We start from the raw sequence: 26,313 nt of genomic DNA, 5'->3' as shown, positions 1-26,313 counted from the left end.
AACAGGAGGAGCCGCCTTGAGGGCAGAGTCTGATAAAACATCAAAACAGATATCGATGAAGACAAGACGCAAGATTTTACCAATTATGTTTATTACGCCTCATTTGATTTTATTTCTTGTCTTTGCAATGATTCCGATTATCTATGGATTGTATATTTCCTTTACAAAATGGAACTTCTTAGGCGCACCGGAATGGGTTGGACTGGCAAATTATAAAGAGATCCTGCTGAATACGGAATCTACCTATTACCGCCAGTTTATGAACGGCCTGAAAAATACATTCCTTGCGGTACTCTTCAACGTGCCGCCCAGTATTGTGATTCCGCTGATACTGGCAATCGCACTGAATGTAAAGGTGCGGGGAAATAAAATATTCCAGTCCATATTCTACCTTCCCTGTCTGCTTTCCTTGTCAGCAGTGGCCATTATATGGATTCAGATATTGAATAAGCGTTTTGGTGTTCCCAGCGTTTTTGGCATCAATGCGGCTCTGACTGTCGAACAGCCGTGGGCATGGCTGACGATTGTAGTGATGTCAACCTGGTGGGGAATCGGGACCAATATGGTTATTTTCCAGGCAGCGCTTGGCGGCGTACCGAAGGAACTATATGAATCAGCGGCTATGGACGGGGCAGGAGCGGTGAAGCGTTTCTTTTACATAACAGTGCCGTCGATCCGTTTTCAGCTTCTGTATACCATTGTAATGACTACGATTGCCGGTTTCAATATTTACGGGCAGCCCCTGATGCTGACGGAAGGAGGACCGAATGGGTCCACTACAGTTCTGATTATGGAAATACGAAAGCTGGCCTTTGGCACGGGGCAGCCGATTGCCGGTATGGCTTCTGCCATGGCAATATGTCTGGGAATTGTAATTCTGATTATATCAGCCATACAGTTTTTTACGATAACCAAAAAGGATGATTGACGTTGGCGGCAAAATAGGAGCGTGAAATAAAGTCATGAGTAAGCATGCAAAAACAGTAAAAATCCTGACCTTTCTTTTTCTGGCGGTACTGGCCTTTATCTGGGTATTTCCTCTTATATGGGGAGTATGTACTTCCTTTAAGCCGGAGTCGGAAATTAAAACCATGGGCTTCCATGTAATTCCGGTGGAATGGGTGCTGGATAATTATATAAAGGTAATATGGAACAAAAATAATTTTCCGGTGATAAGGTGGTTTTTCAATTCCACGCTGATGGCCGGTGTATCCACTGTAGTATCCTTATTCCTGGTTTCCATTACGGCATATGGATATACAAGGTTTGATTTTCCATTCCTGGACAAAATGTTTTACCTGATAATGGCGGTATCCCTGTTTCCATCTATTGTAAACCTGATACCCATGTATCAGATCGTATCCTCGCTGGGATGGGTTAATACCATACTGGCCGCTATTGTTCCCGGGTTTGCCGGAGTGACGAATATCTTTCTGGTACGGCAGTTTCTGCTGGGTATTCCAAAGGAATTTGATGAAGCTGCGCGGACGGATGGAGCGAATGAGATTAAAACCTTTGCGTTCATTCTCGTGCCAATGCTGAAACCGGTGCTGACAGTGGTTGCTCTTTTTAACTTTACCGGTGTATGGAATGATTTCCTGTGGCCCACAATTGTTTTCAATGATGTGGAAATGATGCCCATTACGGCGGGCCTGCAGCTGATGAGAGGACCCTATAAAACCTTTGATATGGGAGTAATACTGGCAGCCGCTATTATTGCAATCGTTCCTACATTTGTCATTTACCTGTTTTCACAGAAGTATTTCCTTAGTTCCCTGTCTCTGGGAGCAGGAATTAAAGGATAAAATCAGTAAGCTGGAAGGGAAAGTCTCCGGTGTCAGGTGTCTTAGCAGGACAAAGGCATCGGGGACTTTTTGTCTCAAAAAATGAAAGGATTTGAATTATGAAATGTACAAAAAAATACAGACTTTCCTATACGGAGCGGGCGGAAAGAATTGTTGCGGGGCTGAGTCTGGAGGAAAAGGTCAGTCTGATGGGAGGAAACAGCGGCAGGATGGAGAGTCCCGCAGATTCCGGACAGGATCATTATAATTATACTCCGTTTCCGGCAGGGGGCATTGATAAGGCGGGAATTCCTGCCATGCTGTTTTGTGACGGACCCAGAGGAGTGGTATGTGGTACCGGAAAAACAACATGCTTTCCGGTAAGTATGCTGAGGGGAGCCACGTTTGATGTGGAATTGGAGGAAAAAATCGGCAGGGCAATCGGCAGGGAGACACGTGCTTCGGGAGGAAATCTGTTTGCGGGAGTATGCATCAATCTCCCCTATCATCCGGGCTGGGGCAGGAGCCAGGAAACGTATGGGGAAGACAGTTTTCACATAGGAGAAATGGGGAGCGCCATGGTGCGGGGCGTACAGGAAGAAAATGTAATTGCCTGTCTGAAGCACTTTGCATTTAATTCCATGGAAATTTCCCGTTTTAAGGTGAATGTTTCCTGCAATGTCCGTACGGAGCGGGAGATTTATCTGAGGCATTTTGAAAAATGTATCAGAGCCGGCGCAGGAGCAGTTATGAGTTCTTATAATAAATACCGCCAGGTATTCTGTGGACATAACCAATATCTTCTCAATCAGGTTTTGAAAAAGGAGTGGGATTTCGACGGTTTTGTTATGAGTGACTTCAACTGGGGCGTTCGGGATACCGTAGAGGCTGCCAACGGAGGGCAGACGATGGAAATGTGTGATACCAGGTATTTTGGACAGAAGCTGGTGGCCGCAGTACGGGAAGGTAAGGTGCCTGAAAGCCGGATTGACGACGCTGCCGTACGGATTGTGCGGACACTTCTTTCTTTTACGGAGGCAGATAGAAGAACCTATTCCAAAGAACTGCTGGGCTGCCGGGAACATGTGGACTTGGCGCTCCAGTGCGCGAGGGAAGGCATCACTCTGATTCAGAATAGAGGAAGGGTACTGCCCTTTCAGGAGACGCATACGAGGACTGTTGCTGTGATTGGCGGGCTGGCAGCCAGTGAGGTGACGGGAGATCATGGCTCCAGTAATGTCTTTCCGCCTTATGTAGTGACTATTCTACAGGGAGTAAAGGACCGCATGCCGGAAGCAGAAATAATATATGATGACGGTTCAGATCCAAAACGCGCCGAAAAGACTGCAGCACAGGCTGACGCCGTGGTTTTTGTAGTCGGCTTTGATTACAGAGATGAGGGCGAATATGTGCTGAAGGATGAAAGAAATACAGAGCTGGGCGGTTACGGAGGCGACCGGACGGAGACACTCGGACTGCACAGTAAAGATATCGAACTGTTGAAGCAGGCAGGTCCCGCCAATTCCAACAATGCGGTGGTTCTGATTGGAGGAAATACGATTCTGACAGAAGAATGGAAGGACTTCGTGGGAGCTGTTCTGATGGCCTATTATCCCGGCATGGAAGGAGGAAGGGCAGTTGCGGAAATATTGTTTGGTGATGTGAATCCCAGCGGAAAACTGCCCTTTGTTATTCCGGTTAGGGATGGAGATCTTCCTGCTGTGGTATGGGATACAAGGGAACAGTGGTATTCATATTACCATGGCTACAGAAAGCTGGATAAGGAAAAAAAGGAACCGTCTGTTCCTTTCGGCTTTGGGTTGTCCTATACGGAATTTGCTGTTACCTCTCCTTTGTTTACGGTTGACGAGGAAGCTGTGGAGGCAGAATGTGAGGTAGAGAATACCGGTGGCAGGGAGGGAACGGAAGTGATTCAGTTTTATGTTGGATTCAGCGCTTCCCGGCATAAACGTCCTGTCAAAACATTATGCGGTTTTCAACGGGTAACAATCCAACCCGGAGCGCGGAAAAAAGTCGGAATTATATGTCCGCTTGATGAATTGGCCTGGTATAATCCGGAATATGGCTCCTGGGAAGTAGAAGAGATGGTTTATGAAGGCTTTATTGGAACAAGCAGTCTGGAACGTGATCTGCTCAGCGGCTGTTTTGAAATCCGAAAAAACTAAGACTTGAATCCGTAATATATAACACGGAAAGACAAGCTTTAAAATCAGATAAAAAACGTTGGAAGGCTGAAGATAAAAGGCGGTATATCAAAGCTTTCCAGCGGCTTTTTATTCCCGCAAGCAACGAGCCAAGTAGCCATGCTTGCATGGATATTTGGCGACTGCCGCGAGGGGTGCTATGTGCCAGTGGCACATGTTTTGCACCGACCGAAGCGGAGTGTAGACCAAATACCCCGCTGCTCTGTAGCGCTGTAAGTTTGAAACCTCGTTGCTTGCAGTGGGGTCTTTGATTTAATCAGTTTCGTATATGTGAGGTGAACCGGTATTGTCGCCTTGAAAATAAAAAAACCATTCCTTCATGACCGATTCAACAGCCAATCCACAATGGTTTTTTATAAGCGTGCGCGAGAAGATTCGAACTCCCGGCCTTCTGATCCGTAGTCAGACGCTCTATCCAGCTGAGCTACGCGCACATCTTGTTGCCAATTAACTCCGACAACGTTTTATATTCTAACCGATGTGGAAGAGAATGTCAATAGGGTTACAAGAAAAAAATAAAAAAGGTAGAAACTGTTGTAACAGTCCAGACAGGACTGCGCATTTACTGTGCAAACCGTGAGAAAACATGGTGGCAGCAGGCATCCGGCCATACGCGTGGCAATTTCATTAGCCGGGTGGGTAAGGATTCAGCAACCTGCGCTGTTAAGCAGCAGCCTTAAATGCTATCCTGATTTATAATATTGCAAAACGTACAAAATATCGTAAATATTTTTGCTTGACACTCTTGCAGACCCATGGGAAAATAATAAAAGAACGGTTGTTTTTTTTCTGACTTTTTTAGAAAAATAATTTTCAAAGATCAGGGAAAATGGCTGAAAATGTTAAGAAGCGGAGTTATGACATCATGCCAATCCATTTGAATACCAAAGAACTGACCAAGCTGACGGAATGCTATAAGGAAGCGAGAAAGTCTACGGCGGCAATCCTTTCAGGAAACAGAGGTTTGGGAAAGTCCTGGGTCATCCAGAACTTCTGCCAGCAATGTGAGAATGTCATCAACATTTCCCTTTTGGGAGAGGGGAACTACGGGATAAGGTCGTTTGCCAATGACATTAATGCCTACATACTCACCACTCCGGAACTGGAGGGCAGCATCCCCCTGATTTCCATGAACTCTGCGGATGAGACCCAGCTTACGGATGAAATAAAATACACGGTGCTTAAGCTTTGCACCAGGAAAAGAACCGTGCTCTGCTTTGAGAATATCATGGGGCTGGAGCATTCCCTGCTTTTATATATCTGTGATCTCATCAAAATGATACTGACTTATTATTCCCGGTTGAACACTTTTGTTTTAATGGAGATCGATACGAACAGGGAAGGGGAAAGTGTTTTTAACGAGGTGACGAGACATCTGTATTCCATTACCCCGGATTTTGTATTCATTCCCTTCCGGCCCCTGGAGTATCAGCAGATGAAGGATTATTTTTATGCCTCCTTCCGTAACCTGATCCGGATTGAATCCGAGGATCTGAATATCATCCTTACCTCCTCCTTCGGTAATATTATGTGCCTGAATGCGATTATCAATTATCTGAAGCAGTCGGGGATCATAGAAAAGGAAGAGGGCCATTACATCTGCAAAAGGCTGAGCAGGGGTTATCTGGATCAGTTTATGAAGACTTATCGGGAGAAGCCGGAGACGGACAGATAGGCGGATGCGTTTAACCCGGGTAGGGAACGGGAAAAGGAAAAAGCTATTGCAAGGATCAGACTTTCCGGATCCACAATAGCTTTTTTTTATTAATAACAGTATGGCTGACGATAAGTTAATGAATACATTTCGGATAGTAGGCTTCGCTAATAAAATTTCCAATAATCAAAGTTCCGCATTCCTTACATCGCTTTGCATTATAATTTTTAATTTTGCAGCTCCCGTCATTATGTAATTCATGTTTTTGATAAGTTCCGTCAACAGTGACAGTGTGGGAACAGGAGTTCCTGACAGTTTTATCCGCCTCAAATATGTTGCCGTTTTCATCTACAAATTGCTCTTCCAAATTCTCTTCCTGGCCGACCATTTTCAGCACCTCAATCGGTTCTCCATAAGCTAATGCAGTCATTGAACAGCTGACAACAAGAAATATAGAAATAAAACAAGTTAGATATTTCACTATTTGGGGTACATAATTATCATTCATCAGATAGGTGAGTCTTCTTTTTATTTCCTTGTAACCTCCTTTTAATGGTGAAATAAATAAAATCTGCTTCTGTTTACTTGTCGCCATTTCAATAATTAACTCGCAATATAACCGGCATTCTTCCTTGCTTAAAGTTTTCGAAGCTTTCTTGTCACAGCAAATTTCGTTTGATTCATTTATCATTTAAAAAAACAAATAGGCAAGCGGATTAAACCAATGAATGCATAGAATTAGCAATGCCGCTCCCTTTACCAGTAAATCTTTGTTTTTTATATGTATAAGCTCATGGAGAAAAATCAATCTCAATTTATCTTTATCCATATTTGCAGGCAGCACTATCAGAGGATGAAGAATGCCCATAGAAAAGGCTTCTTTTCTAAAAGGAACTATATATAACTGGATTTTGGTGTTTATCCCTGTTTCTTTTTGTAAACTGCTTAACATTGCAAACAGTTCCTTATCTGATACTCTCGGGAACTCAATAAAAATCAGGGTTTTGTATTTTTTGTATTGCCAAATATATTTAACAAGGATAAAGAAAGCCACTATTAACCAGATAACCACAATTCCTATGTATATTTTCCCCGGGATATTTACCACCCATTTTGTATCGTAAAACAGTATTGCGGCATGCTTTCCTGTAATTAGAATAGCTTCGGATTGGGCAGAACTCTCTGGAATAAACAAATGCCGCAGTCCCTGATAGAACCATTTCACAAATGGCAGCGGAATCATAAAAAAGACGGCAGAAAGCTTTAACAACAATGCCTGCCATTCAATTAAGCCATACTTGTTTATAAATGGTTTTAGTAACTGAATGGCTATTACTATTATACTGCCCGTCAGTGACATAATGAAAATGGTTTTCACTCCTTCTCACCAATTATTCCCATAAGACCAGAGGATTTTTTACCATGACAAAAAATGTGGAGGATGCTGTCAAGGAATTTGAAGAAATTGTTAAGAAATCAGGGCTGGATTATGTTTATTTTCCATTGCCTGAGTAAATCCCTGGTTATAACCAACGGATACTTCTTAATATTTTTTTCAGTAATGGGATAAAATATTATTCTTTCTGTTCCGCCATTTTAAGTTCTTTCCGGACAACAATCAGCATAGTAACAAAACAGGCAGTGCCGCCGATAAAGTTGGAGATGGGTTCTGCCAGGAATACGCCGTTTACAGCAGGGGAAATCCATCTTGGCAGCAGGATGGTAAGCGGGGCGACAATGACAACCTTACGCAGGACGGAGAAGAAAATGGCATATTTCGCCTTCCCCAGCGCCTGAAATACAGTCTGGCCTGAAAATTGCAGGGACATCATAAAAAAACCAAAATAATAAATCTGCATGGAGGGGACCGCCGCTTCCACCAAATCCGCCTGGGTATTGAAAATATGGATAAAAAAGACGGGGAACAGGTGCAGGATACCCCAGATTGCGGTAGTATAAACGATACAGCTGACGGCCATGAAACGGATGGCCGTTTTTATCCGATCATATTTATCCGCGCCGTAGTTAAAGCTGATAACCGGCTGGGAGCCGTTTGTAACGCCGGACACAGGCATGGAGACGATTTCGCGGATGGAGTTGATAACCGTCATGACGCCTACATAAAGATCCCCACCGTAGATGGAGAGCGTGGCGTTGCAGACCACCTGCACAATACTGTTGGTGATTGCCATCATGAAATTGGACAACCCCAGAGTGGTGATATCGCGGATGGTTTTGCCGCAGGGACGCATACAGGATACGCGGATGCGCAGGATGGCCTTCGGGCTGGTAAGGAATCGCACGGTCCAGGCTGCGGAAGCTAACTGTGAGATAACGGTGGCGATTGCCGCCCCCTGAATTCCCATACCCAGTGTAAAAATAAAAAAGGGATCGAGAATTATATTCAGCACAGCGCCGATGAGCGTGGTGACCATACCCACCCGGGCAAAGCCCTGGGCATTGATATAGCTGTTCATTCCCAGGCTTACGGTGACAAAGACGCTGCCCAGCAGGTAAATGGAAAGGTAGCTGTCCGCAAAGGGAAACGTAGCGTCACTGGCGCCGAAGGCGTATAAAAGAGGTTTTTTAAACAGCAGCCCTATGATGGTGAGCAGCAGCCCGGTGCACAAAAGCATGGTAAAGGCGTTGCCTACAATTTTTTCCGCACCCTTTGTATCCCCCTTGCCTCTGGCGATGGAGCAAAGCGGCGCGCCGCCCATCCCGAACAGATTGGCAAAAGCGATGACTACCGTGATGATGGGCATGGAAAGCCCCAGTCCGGTAAGGGAAAGCGTGGCATGCTCAGGGATGCGTCCGATATACATACGGTCAACGATATTATAAAGAATGTTAATCAGCTGGGCGAGGGTCATCGGAAGTGCCAGTGAAACGATATTTTTAACTACGCTGCCTTTGGAAAAATCATTTTTTGTATTTTCGGGAATCATAATCAGCCTCTTTTGTTTTTTTATAATTTCTGTTATAGTGTGATTATATGCTTGCATTTTGCCTTTGTAAAGGCGGTGCAGGTTTCCTTTTGCCCGGAAGCGTGACGGCAGTGCGGGTTCTCTTTGTAGCTTACGGTAGCTGAAGATACCGCAGCCGTGTGGGGGAAGGGCCTGTATCCTATGGGGCGCTGCATAGATAACACATCAGAAAGACGAGGTTTTTAAATGGCAGCACGTGTTCAGAATATGACGGAGGGAAAGCCCTTAAGGCTTATCCTGGCTTTTTCCCTTCCGTTGATGATAGGGAATGTTTTCCAACAGCTGTATACCGTGGTGGATACCATGGTGGTGGGACAGGCGCTGGGGGTCGGGGCGCTGGCGGCACTGGGGGCGGCGGACTGGCTGAACTGGATGATTCTGGGAACCATTCAGGGCTTTACCCAGGGCTTTTCCATAAAAATGTCCCACGAATTCGGTGCAGGGGATTACCGGAGGCTGCGCAAGACGGTGGCCAATTCCATCCTGCTGGCAATTCTTACCTCACTGGTGCTGCTTGTAGCGAGTGAGTTTCTGGCCAGGCCGGTCCTGGAGCTTCTGCAGACGCCGGATACGATCATTGATGATTCGCTGAAATATCTGCGCATCATGTTTGCCGGGATTCCGGTGGTGATGGCTTATAATATTCTGGCGTCCATCCTGCGTGCGCTGGGCGATGGCAGGACTCCTCTGTATGCCATGATTGTGGCCGCGGTGATAAACGTGGCGCTGGATCTTTTGTTTGTACTGGGCTTTCACTGGGGGATTCAGGGTGCGGCGGCAGCGACGGTAATCGCACAGCTGTGTTCCGGAATTTTCTGCCTTCTTGCCATCAGCCGGGTGGAGGTGCTGGCTTTTACCAGGGAGGACTTCAAAATGGAAGGGACTCTCTGCCTGTACCTGATGAAGCTGGGGCTTCCCATGGCATTCCAGAATGCGATTATTGCGGTGGGCGGCATGATTGTCCAGTTCGTAGTCAATGGCTTCGGCGTATTATTTATTGCCGGCTTTACGGCAACCAATAAGCTTTACGGCATTCTGGAGGTGGCGGCCACCTCTTATGGTTATGCCATGGTTACCTATGTGGGACAGAATCTGGGCGCGAAAAAAATAGACCGTATCAGCAAGGGAATGCGCTCCGCGCTGATCGTGGCCATGGTTACGTCTGCCGTGATTGCGGCGGCCATGCTCCTTTTCGGCAAAGCGGTTCTGGGCTGTTTCATTTCCGGTTCGCCTGAGGATGTGGCGGTGACGATGAATATCGCATATCATTACCTGGCTATCATGAGTGTTTTCCTTCCTATCCTTTATGTCCTGCATGTTACCCGTTCGGCCCTGCAGGGGATGGGAGATACGCTGCTTCCCATGGCCTCCGGCATTGCGGAGTTTGTTATGAGAACCGGCACGGCAATTCTGCTTCCTGTGTTCCTGGGAGAGGAGGGCATCTTTTATGCGGAAATTCTTGCCTGGATCGGGGCGGACGTAATCCTGGTAACCAGCTATTATCTGCGGATGAAAAAAATGAAGGCCTTACAGAGTGCCTGATATGAAATACGGCGGAGCTATACTGCCAAAACCGATTGAAAAAACGGGCGGCTTCCATCGATGGGTGGAGGCTGCTTTTTTGTAACAATTCAGCCTTCGGCCAAACTGTTACTTTTTTTCTATACTTATTTATTTTCTGACTTGCAAAATGCAGGCATTAATTATATAATTTAGAGAGAACTCAATTATTTTAATAAAATCTAAATTATGCATCATGAATGCAGACTGATTCCTGTATAATTTTAGTCATGTGCGCCAGAGCGCACGGATGGGAGCAAAGTTGAAAGAAGTACACTTTCAACCTCCCTGAATGAAAAGTGCGCCAGAGCGCACAGATGGGAGCAAGGTTGAAAGAAGTGCACTTTCAACCTCCTTGAATGAAAAGTGCGCTAAAGCGCACAGATGGGAGCAAAAAATGGAGAAACAGCTTAAATTCAATGAACCCTGGATTGCACAGCGGGCGGACCCGTATATCTGCCGCCATACGGACGGTATGTATTATTTTACCGCATCCGTACCTGCTTATGACAGAATCATCCTGCGCAGGGCGGACAGTCTGGCCGGGCTTGCGGACGCTGAAGAAATCACTGTCTGGAAGAAGCATGAAAGCGGCATCATGTCGTACCACATCTGGGCGCCGGAGCTGCATTATCTGGAAGGAAAATGGTATTTGTATTTTGCGGCGGGCGAAGCGGAAGATATCTGGGCAATCCGTCCTTATGTGCTGGAATGTGCGGATGCGGATCCAATAACCGGTACCTGGAAGGAGCTGGGGAAAATGCAGTGCGCGCCGGAGGATGAATTTTCTTTCAGGGCCTTTTCACTGGATGCCACGGTATTTGAATGCAAAGGAAGCCATTATTATGTCTGGGCGGAAAAAGTGGGCGTGGGCAAAATGATTTCCAATCTGTACATAGCGCGTATGGCTGCGCCGAACCGTCTGGAAACCGTGCAGGTGCTGCTTACCACACCGGACTATGACTGGGAGAGAGTAGATTTCTGGGTGAATGAGGGACCGGCCGTTATCAAACGCGGCGGCAGGATTTTTCTCACCTATTCTGCCAGCGCTACCGGAGCCTGCTATTGCATGGGCATGCTGAGCGCTTCTGAGGACGCGGATCTCCTTGATCCGGCTTCCTGGACAAAGGAACGGTATCCGGTGCTGGCTTCCGATGAAGCCCTTGAAATTTACGGGCCGGGGCATAATTCCTTTACCACGGATGAAGAAGGCGGCGATATCTGCGTTTATCATGCCAGGAAGGAAGCTGTCATTGAAGGCGATCCGCTGTACAATCCCAACCGCCATACCATGCTTATGAAGGTACAGTGGAGTGAAGAAGGAAAACCGGTATTTTCTTACCGCTAAACAAACTGCGGCAATTCAGATCTGCCTGACCAGTTACAAACTGCGGGGCAGCTGTTCCGGCGCCGGCGGCGGTAAAGCCCGGGAAAAGCAGCCGGACACGCTGCACGTGTAAAATCAAATACCCCGCTGCAAGCAACGGGGTATTTGACCCTCGCGGCAGTCGCCAAATATCCATGCAAGCATGGCTACTTGGCTCGTTGCTCGCGGGAATAAAAAGAAAAGGGAGAACAAGGCAATGGCAAAAATTTTCATCAACGAAAAGAAGAAACAGGGACACATCAATCCAGAAATTTACGGACATTTCAGCGAGCATCTGGGACGCTGTATTTATGAAGGCCTCTATGTAGGGGAAAACTCGGATATTCCCAATGTGAACGGCATGAGAACGGACGTGGTGGAAGCGCTGAAGGAAATGCAGATTCCGGTACTGCGCTGGCCGGGCGGCTGCTTTGCTGATGAATACCATTGGAAGGATGGCATTGGGCCTAAAGAAAAACGGAAAAAGATGATCAACACACACTGGGGCGGCGTCGTTGAAGACAACAGCTTCGGAACCCATGAGTTTTTTGAACTGTGTGAGCAGCTGGGCTGCAAAACCTATGTAAACGGCAATGTGGGCAGCGGTACGGTTCAGGAAATGTCCGAATGGGTGGAGTATATTACTTTTGAAGGCGTATCCCCTATGGCGGATCTGAGAAAGCAGAACGGCCATGAGAAGCCCTGGAAGATTGATTTCTTCGGCGTAGGCAATGAAAACTGGGGCTGCGGCGGTAACATGACGCCGGAATATTACGCGAATCTTTACCGCAGATATCAGACCTATGTGCGTCAGTATCATCAGGACGCCCCTATTTATAAGGTGTGCGGCGGCCCTAACGTGGCTGATTATCACTGGACCGAAAAGGTGCTGGATACCTGCGCGCCCACACCGTCCCGTCTCATGAACGGTCTTTCCCTGCATTATTACGTACATCCGGACGGATGGGATGAAAAGGGAAGCGCAACAAAGTTTGACGAGAAAACCTGGTTTAAAACTATGGCTAAGGCCCTCTATATGGAAGAGCTGGTTACCCGTCATGGCGCGATTATGGATCAGTATGATCCGGAGAAAAAAATCGGCCTGATTGTGGACGAATGGGGCGACTGGTTCGATGTGGAGCCGGGCACAAATCCGGGCTTTTTATATCAGCAGAACACCATGCGTGATGCGCTGGTTGCCGGAATCACGCTGGATATTTTCAACAAGCATTGCGACAGGGTAAAGATGGCCTGTATCGCCCAGATGGTGAACGTACTGCAGTCCGTAATCCTGACGGAAGGCCCTAAAATGCTCAAGACTCCCACCTATCATGTATTCCATATGTATAAATACCATCAGGATGCGGATCTGGTGGAAAGCTATATTGAAGGACTGAAGGAAGTGGGAGAGGATGAAATCCGCGTTCCTTCCCTTCATGAATCCGTATCCGTATCCGCAGACGGGACCGTCAACCTGACTCTGAATAACCTTTCCGTGACGGAGGAGAGCGAGGTGGAGGTAAGCTTTGCAGAATTGAAGCCCTCCAGTGTTACTGCCAGCATCCTTGCGGAAAAAATGGATGCCTATAACACCTTTGAAGAGCCGGATCGCGTGAAGGAAGTGGAATTCACCAATTATGAGATTACGGAAAACGGCGTGAAATTCAGCGTTCCCGCATCAAGCGTGGTACTGCTTCGCATCCGTTAAGCAAAGGAAAGCAGGCAGGAGCGGCTATGGAAACAGACGGTAAAAAGCATTGCCTGAAATGTCTTCTCCGGGAGATGGATCAGGATGCATATTTTCAAAACCTGCATGATTACATTGCCAACCTGGATGAGGATATCAAAGCGGACGGCGTGCTTTATGAAGAAAGGCTCGCCGTCTGCAAGCAGTGTGACATGCTGCTTCAGGGGATGTGCAGGGCCTGCGGCTGCTTTGTGGAGCTGCGGGCCGTGATTGCTGTGAACAGCTGTCCCTATGACAAGTGGTGAGATGCAACAGTCCGAACGGTTACGGGGGCTGCAAAACAAAAGGAAGCTGTGCCAGACAGGCTTGACGCGGCGGAAGAAAAAAGGAATTTCCGCGGGGGTAGAGAATGCTTCATATCAAATCACTGGAGGAGGGGCTGGATATTTTTAAGGCCCTTGGCTCCGACATCCGTATAGAAATCATCAGAATCCTTCTTGAAAACAGGGATATGAATATGAATGAGCTGGCCTCCAGGCTTAAGATTACCAACGGGGCGCTGACCAGCCATGTGAGGAAGCTGGAGGAATGCGGCATTATTACCGTAACTAGCGAGTCGGCAGGGCATGGCAACCAGAAGAAGTGCTCAGTAGCCCTGGATAAAATTCTGATAGAGGTGGACAGCCCCGCACAGAATAAGAATGTATATGATACGGATTTGAAGGTGGGGCATTTTACCGGCTTTGAGGTGTATCCCACCTGCGGGATGGCATCGGCGTCAGCGTTGATTGGAGAAGTGGACGATACCAGGTATTTTGCCCATCCGGACAGATATAACGCAGATATTCTGTGGTTTACCAAAGGATATGTGGAATATGTGATACCCAATTTTATCCCCTTCGGAAATAAAATTGATCAGATATCGGTATCCCTGGAGCTGGGAAGCGAGGCTCCGGGTGTGAATAATGTATGGCCGTCGGATATCAGTTTTTACCTGAATGATGTACTGCTGGGAAAATGGACTTCCCCGGGGGATTTCGGGGATGTAAGAGGCGTATTCACGCCGGACTGGTGGTATCCCAACTGGAACCAGTACGGCCTGCTTAAGTTCCTTGTCATTAATGATAAAGGGACCTTCATTGACGGGATTCAGATTTCCAAAGTTGATATCAGCCGTTTTCACCTGGACTATAGGAGCAATATCCGCCTCCGCTTCGCCGTGGACGAAGCGGAGGAGCATGTGGGCGGCCTGACGATATTCGGGAAATCCTTCGGTAACTACAACCAGGATATTCATGTGAAGATGAGCTACAGTGAACCGGAGGAATAAGCGCTTTAATAAAGCAGAATTGTTGGAAACGTTTTTGCGCGGAGGCAACTGTTGTTCGCAGAAAATCACCTTTCAATAAAAAACAGTCTAAATATTCAAAAAATATATGGATAGGGAGGCCGAAGATTTCCGGCTTCCTTTTTTGTTGCCGGAAAACTCCCAGTACTGTACTGGAAAAATGTTTCTGTAGTTTCTCGGATGAAAAATATCCTCCTGAAATGCCTGGCTTTTCTGCCGCCGAGACCATTTTTTCATTTTTTTATTTATCACTAAAATCATTTATTTGCTCCTACAAAGTTTCTTCTTGACACACTCGTTTTACTGGAGTAGAATAAAAATATATTCTACTGGAGTAAAATGAAAGGTAATGAAAGGCATATCATTTTTACTCCGCTTGCGAAAATTAATGACAGCGCGGAAGCATGCGCAGACAGGAGTGGATATGAACGGAAAATTATTTGATTCGGAACGCCGGGTAATGGAATGTCTCTGGGACGAGGGAGATCTTTCCGCAAAGGAGATCGCGGAGCGTCTGAATAAGAAGGTTGGCTGGAGCAAGACCACCACCTATACCATCATCAGGAAATGTGTGGAAAAAGGAGCGGTTGCCCGTAAAGAACCGGGATTTATCTGCCATGCGCTTCTCAGCAGGGAAAGCGTAAGGGAACAGGAAACGGAAGAATTAATCCAACGGAATTACGGCGGTTCGGCGGATCTTCTGGTAGCCTCCCTTTTGGGGAGCAGGAAGCTTTCCTCTGAGGAAATCAGCCGGATGAAGGAAATGATTGAAAAGTGGAGGTGATGTCATGGATGTATTGGTCAAAATGAGCGTAAGCGGGGCGGTATTGATAGCGGTAATCGTCATCGTCCGCGCTCTGGCAGTCAACCGGCTGCCGAAAAAGGCTTTTCTGTGGCTTTGGGCCGCCGCATTTTTCTGCCTGATGATTCCGGTAAGGCTTCCGTCGCCGATAAGCGTTTACAGGCCGTCGGGACAGCTGGAACGGCTGGCAGTCCGCCCGGGGCTGCTTTTGTCGGAGGCTGCGGGCCAGGCGGCGTCTGAAGCTTCGGGGGCCGCGGCGGTAATGGCGTCACATTTGTCCGTCTGGCATGGGATCTGGATTGCCGGGGCGGTATTGCTGGCAGCTTTCTTCCTTGTGGGACACCTGAGGGGCCGCAGGGTTTACAGTGCGTCGCTGCCTGTGGAACAGCCCTTCGCCAAGGCCTGGCTGGAAGAAAACCGCATCAGGCGGCCGGTACAGATACGATATTCAGACAGAATTGAATCACCGCTGACTTATGGTTTTTTATGGCCTGTACTTCTGGTCCCTGCGGATATGGACTGGGCGGATGAGGAGACGGCGGCCTTTATTCTGTCTCATGAAATGTCCCATATCCGAAGATTTGATGCGTTTACCAAATGGCTTCTGGCTGCGGCGCTGTGTATACACTGGTTTAACCCGCTCGTATGGGCCATGTATATTCTTGCCAACAGGGATTTGGAGCTGGCCTGTGACGAGGCGGTAATCAGGCAGTACGGAATGCAGGCCTGTCCCTCCTACGCGCTGGCGCTCCTTGGCATGGAGGAGAAGAGGAACCGTCTGTCCCCGCTGGCTTCCAGCTTCAGCAAAAGTGCCCTGAAGGAACGGATTGAAGCCATCATGAAGGCGAAAAAGCTGACGAAAGGAAGCATTGCGGCGGCGCTCCTGGTTGTGGCGGCGGTTATCAGTATTTTTGCCACCGCTGGAATTGGTTCAAATCGCCCGGCTGTCAGAATCGAGAATATGGATAAGGAGCCGGTAGCGGAGGCCGAAGAAAACAGTCATACGCTGAAAAATACCTTATACCAGGAGTATGGCTGGGAAGACAGATACGACCGGGATTATCCGATGGAAAAAGAAGGCTATACACAGGAGGAGTACGATAAGCTCATGAAGGCATTAAAGCCGGAGGGTTATGAGGAAATGTCCATCGCCGCATTCAACAGCTTTATTAACAAGGCGCTTACGGAGGATGAAAAAGGGAGGGACGGCCTGTATTATCTGTTTGAACAGGTGGCTTCTTACATAGAAAATACAGATCCGAATGCGGGATATCTGCGTAATACAATACCTGCTTCGCTGGAGGAATACCAGACCCGCCTGAACGAGGTATATTCCGGGAAACAGATGGATCCTCAGTTTTCAGCAACGGCGGAGGCTGTCAGGACGGAGGACGTTTTTGGTGATGCGTATCCGGCAGGAGGGCTGTGGCTGGAATATTCCTTCACCTACCGGATTCTGGATCAGGACAGCCTGACCGTAGGAGAACGGGATGCTTTCCTGCAGCAGGTGATGCAGGCGGCGCAGACTCTGCTGGAAGAGGAACAGGAGCAGGGGCATACGGAACAGGAATTCCAGGCCCTTCTTGACACGGCGGGAAAAGAGCTTGCCAATGAAAAAATCGGTTTTACGGGCTGCGAAGTAAATTATTTGGAGAAAGAATAAAATGTGCGCTAAAGCGCACGGATAGGAGCAAGCTGAAAGAAAGACGCTTTCAGCTCCCTGAATAAAAGGTGCGCTAAAGCGCACAGATAGGAGCAAACATGAAGAACAGAAAAGCAGCGGGCGCGGCTGCCCTGGCCGTTGTGCTTTCCATACTGCTGACCGCCTGTGCATCCTCGCCGGGGACATCCGGAAAACTGGAGATAGATCCGGAACAAACCGCGCAGGCTGATAGCGCGGCGAACAGCAGTGCAACAGGACAGACAGAGGAACAAACCGCGCAGCCGGAGACGGAACAGGCTGGGAGCGGGGAAGCGCCGGATACCTGGACGGGCAGCACAGGCTACCGTCCGGGCCGGAACAGTTTTTTCTTTAGAAGCGGCAAATATAAATATACGGAAACAGACTATGCGCTGATACAGTCCTTCCATACGGCGGACTATGGACAAATGAGTGTGGAGGAGTTCAACCGCATGGTCATGGACTGGGATGACGAGGAGGCGTATCACAGGACGGAGGAAAGCTTTCAGCGCATTTTTACCACCCTTGAGGAAGAGGACGCCCTTTACGGCTTTGTCCATGGAACGCTGTCCAATACATGGGACGAATGTGACCGCAGGCATTATGAAACGTGTCAGCAGGAAAAAAATCCCTGGCATTCAGGGGAAGCATATTGTGAAACCTATGGAGATGTTTTTGGGGATGAGGTGCTGCTTACCGGGGCTTACTGTGATATTTCATATGATTATGAAATCCCGGATACATCAGCCATAACAGTGGAACAACGCGACAGCCTGCTGGAAAACGTCGAAAAGGAAATGCAGACGTTTCTGGAAAAACAGGATGCCGGGAAGCTGAGGGATGAAAAAAACATGGAAAAAACGCTGGATGCCGAGCTGGGCCGTATCCTGGAGAAGCTGGAGGGCGGCCTGGCCTGGGGCGGACAGAAGGAAATCTGCTATTATTGGGACAGCAGATATGATGAGCGGGACGATTCAGAGGACTGGGAGGATGAGGGGGACGAAGAAGAAAAGTATACGCCTCAGGAAAAATACGACCTTGTGCTGAAAGCCCTGAAACCGGACGGCTATGAAAAGATGTCCCTGGCTGAATTCAACCGGAAGACCCATGCGGCATTATCGGAATATGACGAGATTATGGATATTTCTTATTTATATGAAATGGTTTTGATGGAGCTGGAGGAAGAGCAGAGCCGGATCACCAATAAGACGGATGCCGATGTGAAATTCCTGCAGACCACGGTCAGCAACTCCATGGATGAATATTATGCCGCAGAAAGGTCACTGTATGCCAGGAAACAAATCGATCCCGAATATGCCGTGTCCATCAACGCTTCCCGAAAGGAGGATGTATACGGCGATGAGGTTGTGGTGGATCTGGCGGAAGGCTATTATTCCTTTACCTATCATATCCTGGATGCGGATAAACTCACCGTTGCCGAAAGGGATAAGTTCCTGGAGGATGTGGTTTCAGAGGTGCAAAAACGGGTGGACAATGCGGAACGTGGACAGAAGCTGGATGAAGCCTTCCTGAAAAAGACGGTTGACGAGGCCGGAAAAGCCGCGGGGAACGCATATATCGAATATACAGGCTGCACCATTGATTATATGGAACAGTACGAATGGGATTAAATACGGACACAGCTATATAATAATGAAGTGATAAAAATAAAATACACAAACAATACAGCCCGGAGGCCTTGCCCCCGGGCTGTGCTGCTTGCTATACCTCAGATTACCCCATAACTGCAGTTACATGATACTCTTTCTTGCCTTCTACGAAAGGAACCACATTTCCTTCGATGGTTTCTCCGTCTACGATAAGGGAGGAAACACCTTTTTCCAGATGGCCGGGGTTCTTTACCTCAATATGGTAAACTGCGCCGCGGAAACGTCTGGTGATGGTGAAATCACCGAAATCTGCGGGCACGCAGGGATTGATGCAAAGACCGTCCAGGCTGGGCTGGATACCCAGGATATACTGGGAAATATTCACGAAGGTCCAGGCAGCGGTGCCGGTGAGCCAGCTGTTCTTGGCTTCGCCGAAGGTTGCCGCGTCGCGGCCGGCGATCATCTGGGAATAGCAGTAAGGCTCGGTCCTGTGGATTTCACTGATTCCCTCCAGATAAGCCGGACAGGTCTTTTTGTATATTTCAAACGCCCTGCCGCCTCTTCCGATAACGGTTTCCGCGATGGATACCCAGGGATTGTTATGGCAGAAAATACCTGCGTTTTCCTTGTATCCCGGCGGATAGGAGGTGATTTCGCCAAGCTCCAGATGATAACGGGTATAGGCGGGCTGCAGAAGCATGATGCCGTACTTGCTGTCCAGCCGCTCCTTTACGCTGTCAAGCGCCTGCTGCGCCTTGCCTTCCTTAACACCCACGCCTGCCAGGACGCAGAAGCCCTGAGGCTCGATGAAAATCTGTCCCTCTTCACATTCGGAGGAGCCCACCTTCTGGCCATAAGCATCATAAGCGCGCAGGAACCAGTCTCCGTCCCAGCCGGCCTGAAGAAGCGTGTCATACATAGCGGCTACCTCCCTGCGGGCATCCTCCGCAATCTCCTTTTTGCCAAGGCTTTCTGCGAGCGCAGCGTATTCCTCTCCGTATTTTACGAACATGCCGCCGATGAAAACAGATTCCGCAACAGGCCCTTCGCTGGGGCCGAAGGTCTGGAAGGATTCTCCGGGCTGTGCGGAGAAGCAGTTCAGGTTCAGACAGTCGTTCCAGTCGGCGCGGCCAATGAGGGGAAGCCCATGAGGACCCTTATGGGTTACGGTAAAACGGAAGGAACGTGTCAGATGCTCAAACAGGGTGCCTTCGCCGCCGTCGTCAAAGGTTACCACCTCATCCAGGATGGAAAAATCTCCGGTTTCTTTAATATAAGCGCTGGTGCCCGCAATCAGCCACAGAGGGTCGTCATTGAAGCCGCCGCCGATATCCGCATTTCCTTTTTTGGTAAGCGGCTGATACTGATGATAGGTGCTGCCGTCGCCAAACTGTGCGGAGGCGATATCCAGGATACGTTCCCTCGCCCGTTCGGGAATCAGATGCACGAAGCCTAGCAGATCCTGACAGGAATCACGGAAGCCCATGCCGCGGCCGATGCCGGATTCATAATAGGAAGCGCTGCGTGACATGTTAAAGGTTACCATACACTGATACTGGTTCCAGATATTTACCATGCGGTTGACTTCTTCACAGCCGGACTGAATCTGATATCCGGAAAGCAGCTCCTGCCAGTATTCCTTAAGCTGTGCAAAAGCTTTTTCCACATCATCGTCGGACTGATAACGGGAAAGCAGCTCGTGAGCTTTTGTTTTGTTGATGATGCCGGGAGCTTCCCATTTTTCTTCCTCTTTGTTTTCCACATAAGCCAGGACGAAAATAAAGGAGCGGCTTTCGCCGGGAGCAAGGGTTACATTGATCTGGTGGGAAGCGATGGGGGACCAGCCGTGGGCAACGGAATTGGAAGCCTTGCCGTTCATGACAACCGCCGGATCGGAGGGGCTTCTGTAGGCGCCCAGGAAGGCGTCCCTGCTGGTGTCAAAACCGTCCACCGGACAGTTGACGGAATAAAGCGCATAATGGTTGCGGCGCTCTCTGTACTCTGTTTTATGATAAATGGTGGAGCCTTCAATCTCCATTTCCCCGATGCTTAAATTCCTCTGGAAATTCTTCATGTCATCGTCCGCATTCCACAGACACCATTCCACATAAGAAAACAGGGAAAGCTCTTTCGCCTCGCTTCCGTTATTGGTCAGGACCAGACGGCTGACCTCGCAGGAATCATTCAGCGGAACAAAGGAAAGCACCTGGGCGCTGACCTGGTTCAGGCTGCCGGTAAAACGGCTGTAGCCCAGGCCGTGGCGGCATTCATAGGAATCCAGAGTGCGTTTCACAGGCTGCCAGCCCGGATTCCACACATCCGCGCCGTCTTTGATATAGAAATACTGACCATTGTTGTCATAAGGCACGTTATTGTAACGATACCGGGTCAGACGCAGAAGCTTGGCGTCCTTATAAAAGGAATAGCCTCCGCAGGTATTGGAAACCAGTGTAAAGAAATCCTTGCAGCCCAGATAGTTGATCCAGGGCAGCGGTGTTTCGGGGGTGGTGATGACATATTCACAGCTGGCGTCATCAAAAAAACCGTATTTCATGCTTGACCTCTCATTCCGCCGTCATCCGGCAAATAATAATCCTGTTTTGCAGCCGCGCCTTATTTCCATGGCCGTCTGCTTCCCTGCTATGTTTACGAAAACGATTAAGTAACGGAGTGGAAAATCCTCCTGTAGTTTGGATTATATAGAATACCCCGGGCATTTTCAAGAGGGAAAACTTAAAATTATAAAATTTTACCGGCCTTCATGCAGGTTCCTGTTCCCACGGAATAAAGAGAGGGTGAAGGCAACGGAAGAATAAAAAGAAAAACAGCTTGGAGAAAATGTATATTTTTTATAGGTTCTTTTGGCTATATATAACAAAAATAGGCAAGGTTACGGAAAAAGAAAAAGTTGCTATTGAATTACCCTGTAAAAATGATATATGATAGTATTGCGAAAACGATTAAGGTAAGTAGAACGGCGGAAGGGCAACAATTTGACCAGGACTGGACGGTTTCGGCGGAAGGGCACAAGCCAGTCCCGCCTGCACTGTTACAGCAAAAGGAGAGTGGCATATGGTTTCCATGAAAGATATCGCAGAAGCCTGCGGCGTTTCCGTGGCGTCCGTGAGCAAGGCGCTCAATAACCATACCGATATCGGAGAAGAGACCAGGCAGCTGATCCGCCGGACGGCAAAGGAAATGGGATACTTCCCCAATTCCGTAGCCAGGGCCCTGAAAACGAACAGAAGCTATAACCTGGGCGTCCTGTTTACCGATGAGGCGAACAGCGGGCTGACCCATGATTATTTTGCCAGCGTGCTGGAGAGCTTCAAGGAAACAGCGGAAAAAAATGATTATGACATCACCTTTGTCAACCGGAACAGGGAACGGCGCAGGAAAATGACCTATCTGGAGCATGTCCGATACAGAGGCTTCGACGGCGTGGTCATCGCCTGTGTGGATTTTGAGGACCCGGAGGTGGCCCAGCTGGTGGCCAGCGACATTCCGGTGGTCACTATCGACCATATTTTCAACAACAGGATTGCCGTGATGAGCGACAACGTGAAGGGCATGCAGTCGCTGCTGCGCTATATTTACAGCTGCGGGCACAGGCGCATTGCCTATATCCACGGGCATCCCTCTTCGGTTACAGGCAGCCGTCTGTCTTCCTTTTACAAGACGGCGGAGGAGCTGGGGCTTAAGGTGCCTGATGAATATGTGCTGGAGGCAGGCTACCGGGATACCGACGGGGCCGCGGCGGCGACGCAGCAGCTTCTCGCGCTTCCCTGCCCGCCCACCTGCATCCTGTATCCGGATGATTTTGCCTGCCTGGGCGGCATGAATATGCTTCGGGAAAAAGGCCTGCGCATTCCGGAGGACATTTCCATCGCGGGCTACGACGGCCTGCGCATCGGACGGCACATGGATCCGAAGCTGACCACCCTGAAGCAGGATACGCAGAAGCTGGGAGGCTATGCTGCCGAAAAGCTTATCAGCCTCATTGAACACCCCAAAACCAGCGTGCCCGAAATCCTTGTGGTGGAAGGCGAAGTTTACGAAGGCAGATCAGTAGGGAATATCGGATAATTTTTTTAAAAAAGAAAGAGAGGAAAAGAACATGAAATTTACGGAAGGGTATTGGCTGCGCAGCGAGAAAGCGAACATTCTTTACGCATCACAGGCCTATGAGGTTCAGGAAATCCCCGGCGGCATGCGTGTGCTGGCTCCGGTGGGCTATATCAGCTCCAGGGGAGCCACGCTGAACATGCCTACGATCACAGTGGAGTTCACCGCGCCCATGGAGAACATCATAGCAGTGAGAGCCTGGCATCACGAGGGCTATGAAAAAAGAGAGCCTGTCTGCCCCAAGCATCCCCAGGCACAGGCTGTACAGGTGGAAATCGGCGAAGAAGAAGCCGTAATGACCGCAGGAAAGGTTTCCGTGCACGTAAACCTGAAGGAATGGGGCTACCATTTCGAGGCGGACGGCAAGGTGCTGACAAGATGCGGCTTCCATAACCTTGGCTATGCGCGCTGGGACAGGACGCCGTCCACCATGTTCCCCGCGGACAATTATATGATGGAAAACGGAAAGCCTTATATGGTGAACGAGCTGTCCCTGCAGGTAGGGGAAAACGTATACGGCTTCGGCGAACGTTTTACCTCTTTTGTGAAAAACGGACAGGTAGTGGACACCTGGAACGAAGACGGCGGCACCGCTTCCCAGGTTGCCTACAAGAGCGTACCTTTCTATATGACCAACAAGGGCTACGGCATTTATGTGGACCATACAGACAATGTTTCCTTTGAGGTTGCCAGTGAAAAAGTGGAATATGTGGGCTTTTCCGTACCCGGCGAAGAACTGAAATACTGCTTTATCTACGGCCCCACACCCAAGGAAATCCTCAATGCCTATACCTCCTATACCGGACGCCCCGCGCTTCCTCCGGCATGGAGCTTCGGCCTTTGGCTGTCCACCTCCTTTACCACCAACTATGACGAAGAAACAACCAGCTCCTTTATCCAGGGAATGGCCGACAGGGATATCCCCTTAAGCGTATTCCATTTTGACTGCTTTTGGATGAAGGAATTCCAGTGGTGTGATTTTACATGGGACAAGAGAGTGTTCCCCGACACCGAGGGAATGCTGAAAAGATATCATGACAGAGGCCTGAAGATCTGCGTATGGATTAACCCCTACATCGCACAGGGAACCCCCTTCTTTAAGGAAGGCGCCCAGAACGGCTACCTTGTAAAAAGAGCGGACGGCAGAGGCGTATGGCAGACCGACAACTGGCAGGCCGGCATGGGACTGGTTGATTTCACCAACCCGGATGCCTGCAGATGGTATGCGGATAAGCTGAAAACCCTGCTGGATATGGGCGTTGACTGCTTTAAAACAGATTTTGGCGAAAGAGTTCCCGTGGATGTGGAATGGTTCGATGGAAGCGACCAGGGAAGCATGCACAATTACTATACCTACCTGTACAACCAGTGTGTATTCAACCTGCTGAAGGAAGTGAAGGGAGAAGGCGAAGCCGTCCTCTTTGCAAGAAGCGCGGCGGCGGGCGGACAGCAGTTCCCTGTCCACTGGGGCGGCGACTGCTCCGCGAATTATCCGTCCATGGCGGAAACACTGCGCGGCGGCCTTTCCTTTGCCATGTCCGGCTTCTCCTTCTGGAGCCATGATATTTCCGGCTTCGAAAGCACCGCAACACCGGACCTGTACAAAAGGTGGGCGGCCTTCGGACTGCTTTCCTCCCACAGCAGGCTTCACGGTTCAGGAAGCTACAGAGTGCCGTGGGTGTTTGACGATGAGGCGAGCGATGTGGTACGCTTCTTCTCCAAACTGAAATGTACCCTGATGCCCTACCTGTACGCAAAGGCTGTGGAAGCCCATGAAGACGGCACCCCCATGATGCGCCCCATGGTATTCGAATACCCCTGCGACCCGGTGGCGGCATACCTGGAAACCCAGTATATGCTGGGAGATGCACTGCTGGTAGCCCCGGTTCTCAGAGAGGACAAAAAGGTACAGTACTACCTGCCTGAAGGAAGATGGACGGATTACTTTACCGGCGAGGTAAAAACAGGCGGCCGTTACTACGAAGGCGAATACGATTACTTCTCCCTGCCTTTGTATGTAAAGGAAAACACCCTGCTTGCCACAGGCGCGGTAAACGACAGGCCCGACTACGACTACAGGGACGGCGCAACCCTTCACCTGTATGAGCTGGCTGACGGCGCTTCCTGCACCTGCCGCATGGTAGACGTAAATGGCGCAGACGTATGCGCCATTACCGCAGAAAGAAAAGGCGGCGTTTACAGCTTTAAGGCGGACGGGGACATGAAAGGCCTCACCGTGATCCTCCACGGAATCTGTGCGGAAGGCGTAAAAGCAGAAAATGCACAGATACACACCGATTCTGTAAGCGGCTGTGTATCTGCAACAATCAGCACAAGCACCCGCGAAGTCAAAATAACCGTTGAATAAAACAGAAATTTACACACAGCCTGGCCAGCAGCCCATTACCGGCCAGGCTGTTTTTAGTTTTTTTTAATCCTTTTTTCATAAACCGTTTCCTTGTAATATACGTCCTTGTGGGGTATGATACGAATAGGAAGCAAAATAAGGAGAAAAAACAGATGACAAAATCAGAATTCCTGGACGCTCTGCGGCGTGCGCTGAACGGGAATATGGCGGCTGCATCCGTAGACGATAACATCAGATTTTATGACAGCTATTTTTATACAGAAGAAACAAAAGGAAGAAGTGAGGCGGAAATCCTTTCCGAGCTGGGAGATCCCAGGATTCTTGCCAGAACCCTGATAGATGCGGCTGACCGCGCAGGAGACGCCTACGCCCACGAAGCCAACGAGACACAGTTCAGGGGCGCATCGAGTACGGGCCCCCAGGATTCCTTCAATGAAGAAACCTTTACCCGGAGAGGCGCCGGCACCGTCCATAAGGTACGCATGCCCGGCTGGCTCATAGCCATCCTTGTCCTCTTGGCAGTGGTAGTGGTTATCAGCGTGGTAGGCTCCCTCATGTGGGCTATCCTCCCCTACCTCATTCCCATCATCCTGGTAATCTACATCGTAAAGCTCATCCGACGAAATTAAAAATAAAAAAATTCTTTGCATAAAAAAATGATTTTTTCAAATACTACTCCTGTAACAAAAATGAATCAGGAGGTTTACAATTATGTCTAAGAATGATTACAACCAGAACAGTGAAAAGCAGAACCAGCAGAACAAGTCTGAGAATTCCAGCAGCAACAGCCAGAAGAATCAGAACCAGAACAAGAACAGCTACTCTGACTGCCACGACAACAACAGCAGCAACAGCAACAACAACAATAACAGCAACAACAATAACAACAGCAAAAACAGCAGCAAAGAAAACAACTACTAATCAGTACACCTGAAAAGTAATCTCCGCCGCCCAAGCCCAACCGCAAAGGCCCGGCGGAGCTTAAAAACTGCAAAAAGCCGGGAAGCCCTGTGTAACCACACACCGCTTCCCGGTTTTTTATTTATTTTCAAGCCTTTTAAAAATCAGCGGCCTGCCACTACCCCAGGAATGAATCATTGCGCGTGGGCTGTCCGG

Annotated in this window: 20 protein-coding genes and 1 tRNA gene; 16 read left to right on the top strand and 5 right to left on the bottom strand. The window is 48.9% G+C overall.

From position 1 onward, the window contains the following. The first annotated feature begins 16 nt into the window (after positions 1–16). From HMPREF1548_RS22085 to HMPREF1548_RS22075, 3 genes are all read left to right on the top strand, one after another. Positions 17–928 (top strand): carbohydrate ABC transporter permease, encoded by a 912-nt coding sequence (locus HMPREF1548_RS22085; protein ID WP_276945963.1) that lies wholly within the window; start codon positions 17–19, stop codon positions 926–928. A 34-nt stretch (positions 929–962) separates the two neighbouring features. Continuing rightward, positions 963–1,805, top strand: a complete 843-nt coding sequence (locus HMPREF1548_RS22080) for a carbohydrate ABC transporter permease (protein ID WP_021638833.1) — start codon at positions 963–965, stop codon at positions 1,803–1,805. 98 nt (positions 1,806–1,903) lie between these two features. Next, a complete protein-coding gene (locus tag HMPREF1548_RS22075) occupies positions 1,904–3,970 on the top strand; it encodes a beta-glucosidase family protein (RefSeq protein ID WP_021638832.1) in 2,067 nt (688 codons plus the stop codon). A 399-nt stretch (positions 3,971–4,369) separates the two neighbouring features. On the opposite strand, the gene HMPREF1548_RS22070 is transcribed toward HMPREF1548_RS22075, so the two are convergent. Continuing rightward, positions 4,370–4,443 (bottom strand) — tRNA-Arg (locus HMPREF1548_RS22070). Between the two features lie 395 nt (positions 4,444–4,838). On the opposite strand from HMPREF1548_RS22070, the gene HMPREF1548_RS22065 reads away from it, so the two are divergent. Continuing rightward, positions 4,839–5,684 (top strand): hypothetical protein, encoded by an 846-nt coding sequence (locus HMPREF1548_RS22065; protein WP_021638829.1) that lies wholly within the window; start codon positions 4,839–4,841, stop codon positions 5,682–5,684. 115 nt (positions 5,685–5,799) lie between these two features. Here the strand turns inward: HMPREF1548_RS22065 and HMPREF1548_RS22060 are convergent, their stop codons facing one another. From HMPREF1548_RS22060 to HMPREF1548_RS22050, 3 genes are all read right to left on the bottom strand, one after another. Beyond that, on the bottom strand, positions 5,800–6,258 hold the full coding sequence (locus tag HMPREF1548_RS22060; RefSeq protein WP_035323403.1) for a hypothetical protein: 459 nt from the start codon (positions 6,256–6,258) through the stop codon (positions 5,800–5,802). 96 nt (positions 6,259–6,354) lie between these two features. Next, on the bottom strand, positions 6,355–7,041 hold the full coding sequence (locus tag HMPREF1548_RS22055) for a M56 family metallopeptidase (protein WP_157065727.1): 687 nt from the start codon (positions 7,039–7,041) through the stop codon (positions 6,355–6,357). Positions 7,042–7,237: 196 nt separating this feature from the next. Continuing rightward, positions 7,238–8,611: an MATE family efflux transporter gene (locus HMPREF1548_RS22050; protein WP_035323401.1), complete on the bottom strand. Its 1,374-nt coding sequence runs from the start codon at positions 8,609–8,611 to the stop codon at positions 7,238–7,240. A 225-nt stretch (positions 8,612–8,836) separates the two neighbouring features. On the opposite strand from HMPREF1548_RS22050, the gene HMPREF1548_RS22045 reads away from it, so the two are divergent. From HMPREF1548_RS22045 to HMPREF1548_RS22005, 8 genes are all read left to right on the top strand, one after another. Next, on the top strand, positions 8,837–10,192 hold the full coding sequence (locus HMPREF1548_RS22045) for an MATE family efflux transporter (protein WP_021638824.1): 1,356 nt from the start codon (positions 8,837–8,839) through the stop codon (positions 10,190–10,192). 415 nt (positions 10,193–10,607) lie between these two features. After that, entirely contained in the window at positions 10,608–11,558 is a 951-nt protein-coding gene (locus tag HMPREF1548_RS22040; RefSeq protein WP_035323400.1) for a family 43 glycosylhydrolase, read from the top strand. 235 nt (positions 11,559–11,793) lie between these two features. Next, on the top strand, positions 11,794–13,284 hold the full coding sequence (locus HMPREF1548_RS22035; protein WP_035323399.1) for an alpha-N-arabinofuranosidase: 1,491 nt from the start codon (positions 11,794–11,796) through the stop codon (positions 13,282–13,284). A gap of 26 nt (positions 13,285–13,310) precedes the next feature. Next, a complete protein-coding gene (locus HMPREF1548_RS22030) occupies positions 13,311–13,568 on the top strand; it encodes a DUF6171 family protein (protein ID WP_021638821.1) in 258 nt (85 codons plus the stop codon). A 104-nt stretch (positions 13,569–13,672) separates the two neighbouring features. After that, complete coding sequence (locus HMPREF1548_RS22025) at positions 13,673–14,593, top strand: ArsR/SmtB family transcription factor (protein WP_021638820.1); 921 nt, start codon at positions 13,673–13,675, stop codon at positions 14,591–14,593. Positions 14,594–15,035: 442 nt separating this feature from the next. Further along, positions 15,036–15,395, top strand: coding sequence for a BlaI/MecI/CopY family transcriptional regulator (locus HMPREF1548_RS22015; protein WP_035323397.1), 360 nt, complete (start codon positions 15,036–15,038; stop codon positions 15,393–15,395). 4 nt (positions 15,396–15,399) lie between these two features. Next, positions 15,400–17,076 (top strand): M56 family metallopeptidase, encoded by a 1,677-nt coding sequence (locus tag HMPREF1548_RS22010; protein WP_021638817.1) that lies wholly within the window; start codon positions 15,400–15,402, stop codon positions 17,074–17,076. Between the two features lie 98 nt (positions 17,077–17,174). Further along, positions 17,175–18,725: a hypothetical protein gene (locus tag HMPREF1548_RS22005; protein ID WP_021638816.1), complete on the top strand. Its 1,551-nt coding sequence runs from the start codon at positions 17,175–17,177 to the stop codon at positions 18,723–18,725. A gap of 103 nt (positions 18,726–18,828) precedes the next feature. On the opposite strand, the gene HMPREF1548_RS22000 is transcribed toward HMPREF1548_RS22005, so the two are convergent. Next, a complete protein-coding gene (locus HMPREF1548_RS22000; RefSeq protein WP_021638815.1) occupies positions 18,829–21,258 on the bottom strand; it encodes a glycoside hydrolase family 94 protein in 2,430 nt (809 codons plus the stop codon). A gap of 518 nt (positions 21,259–21,776) precedes the next feature. Between HMPREF1548_RS22000 and HMPREF1548_RS21995 the strand changes: the two genes are divergently transcribed. The 4 genes from HMPREF1548_RS21995 to HMPREF1548_RS21980 all read left to right on the top strand — a co-directional run bounded on the left by HMPREF1548_RS21995 (position 21,777) and on the right by HMPREF1548_RS21980 (position 26,118). After that, the gene (locus HMPREF1548_RS21995) at positions 21,777–22,790 is read left to right on the top strand and encodes a LacI family DNA-binding transcriptional regulator (RefSeq protein ID WP_025490463.1); all 1,014 of its coding nucleotides are present in this window, start codon (positions 21,777–21,779) and stop codon (positions 22,788–22,790) included. Positions 22,791–22,821: 31 nt separating this feature from the next. Then, a complete protein-coding gene (yicI, locus tag HMPREF1548_RS21990) occupies positions 22,822–25,197 on the top strand; it encodes an alpha-xylosidase (RefSeq protein WP_021638810.1) in 2,376 nt (791 codons plus the stop codon). Between the two features lie 152 nt (positions 25,198–25,349). Beyond that, a complete protein-coding gene (locus HMPREF1548_RS21985) occupies positions 25,350–25,826 on the top strand; it encodes a DUF1700 domain-containing protein (protein ID WP_035323396.1) in 477 nt (158 codons plus the stop codon). Between the two features lie 82 nt (positions 25,827–25,908). Beyond that, complete coding sequence (locus tag HMPREF1548_RS21980; RefSeq protein WP_021638808.1) at positions 25,909–26,118, top strand: hypothetical protein; 210 nt, start codon at positions 25,909–25,911, stop codon at positions 26,116–26,118. The last annotated feature ends 195 nt before the right edge of the window (positions 26,119–26,313 follow it).

It is taken from the genome of Clostridium sp. KLE 1755 (assembly GCF_000466465.2).
GTDB lineage: Bacteria > Bacillota > Clostridia > Lachnospirales > Lachnospiraceae > Eisenbergiella > Eisenbergiella porci.
The sequence above is the reverse complement of the archived record's forward strand: the minus strand, read 5'-3'. Positions and strand labels throughout refer to the sequence as shown.

Bases quoted from the DNA above. Each gene is read 5' to 3' on its own strand.
- HMPREF1548_RS22040 (WP_035323400.1), top strand. From the start codon at position 10,608: ATGGAGAAACAGCTTAAATTCAATGAACCCTGGATTGCACAGCGGGCG.
- HMPREF1548_RS22075 (WP_021638832.1), top strand. From the start codon at position 1,904: ATGAAATGTACAAAAAAATACAGACTTTCCTATACGGAGCGGGCGGAA.
- HMPREF1548_RS22045 (WP_021638824.1), top strand. From the start codon at position 8,837: ATGGCAGCACGTGTTCAGAATATGACGGAGGGAAAGCCCTTAAGGCTT.
- HMPREF1548_RS22065 (WP_021638829.1), top strand. From the start codon at position 4,839: ATGGCTGAAAATGTTAAGAAGCGGAGTTATGACATCATGCCAATCCAT.
- HMPREF1548_RS22050 (WP_035323401.1), bottom strand. From the start codon at position 8,611: ATGATTCCCGAAAATACAAAAAATGATTTTTCCAAAGGCAGCGTAGTT.
- HMPREF1548_RS22015 (WP_035323397.1), top strand. From the start codon at position 15,036: ATGAACGGAAAATTATTTGATTCGGAACGCCGGGTAATGGAATGTCTC.
- yicI (WP_021638810.1), top strand. From the start codon at position 22,822: ATGAAATTTACGGAAGGGTATTGGCTGCGCAGCGAGAAAGCGAACATT.
- HMPREF1548_RS22025 (WP_021638820.1), top strand. From the start codon at position 13,673: ATGCTTCATATCAAATCACTGGAGGAGGGGCTGGATATTTTTAAGGCC.
- HMPREF1548_RS22035 (WP_035323399.1), top strand. From the start codon at position 11,794: ATGGCAAAAATTTTCATCAACGAAAAGAAGAAACAGGGACACATCAAT.
- HMPREF1548_RS21985 (WP_035323396.1), top strand. From the start codon at position 25,350: ATGACAAAATCAGAATTCCTGGACGCTCTGCGGCGTGCGCTGAACGGG.
- HMPREF1548_RS21995 (WP_025490463.1), top strand. From the start codon at position 21,777: ATGGTTTCCATGAAAGATATCGCAGAAGCCTGCGGCGTTTCCGTGGCG.
- HMPREF1548_RS22080 (WP_021638833.1), top strand. From the start codon at position 963: ATGAGTAAGCATGCAAAAACAGTAAAAATCCTGACCTTTCTTTTTCTG.
- HMPREF1548_RS22010 (WP_021638817.1), top strand. From the start codon at position 15,400: ATGGATGTATTGGTCAAAATGAGCGTAAGCGGGGCGGTATTGATAGCG.
- HMPREF1548_RS21980 (WP_021638808.1), top strand. From the start codon at position 25,909: ATGTCTAAGAATGATTACAACCAGAACAGTGAAAAGCAGAACCAGCAG.
- HMPREF1548_RS22060 (WP_035323403.1), bottom strand. From the start codon at position 6,258: ATGGCGACAAGTAAACAGAAGCAGATTTTATTTATTTCACCATTAAAA.
- HMPREF1548_RS22030 (WP_021638821.1), top strand. From the start codon at position 13,311: ATGGAAACAGACGGTAAAAAGCATTGCCTGAAATGTCTTCTCCGGGAG.
- HMPREF1548_RS22005 (WP_021638816.1), top strand. From the start codon at position 17,175: ATGAAGAACAGAAAAGCAGCGGGCGCGGCTGCCCTGGCCGTTGTGCTT.
- HMPREF1548_RS22000 (WP_021638815.1), bottom strand. From the start codon at position 21,258: ATGAAATACGGTTTTTTTGATGACGCCAGCTGTGAATATGTCATCACC.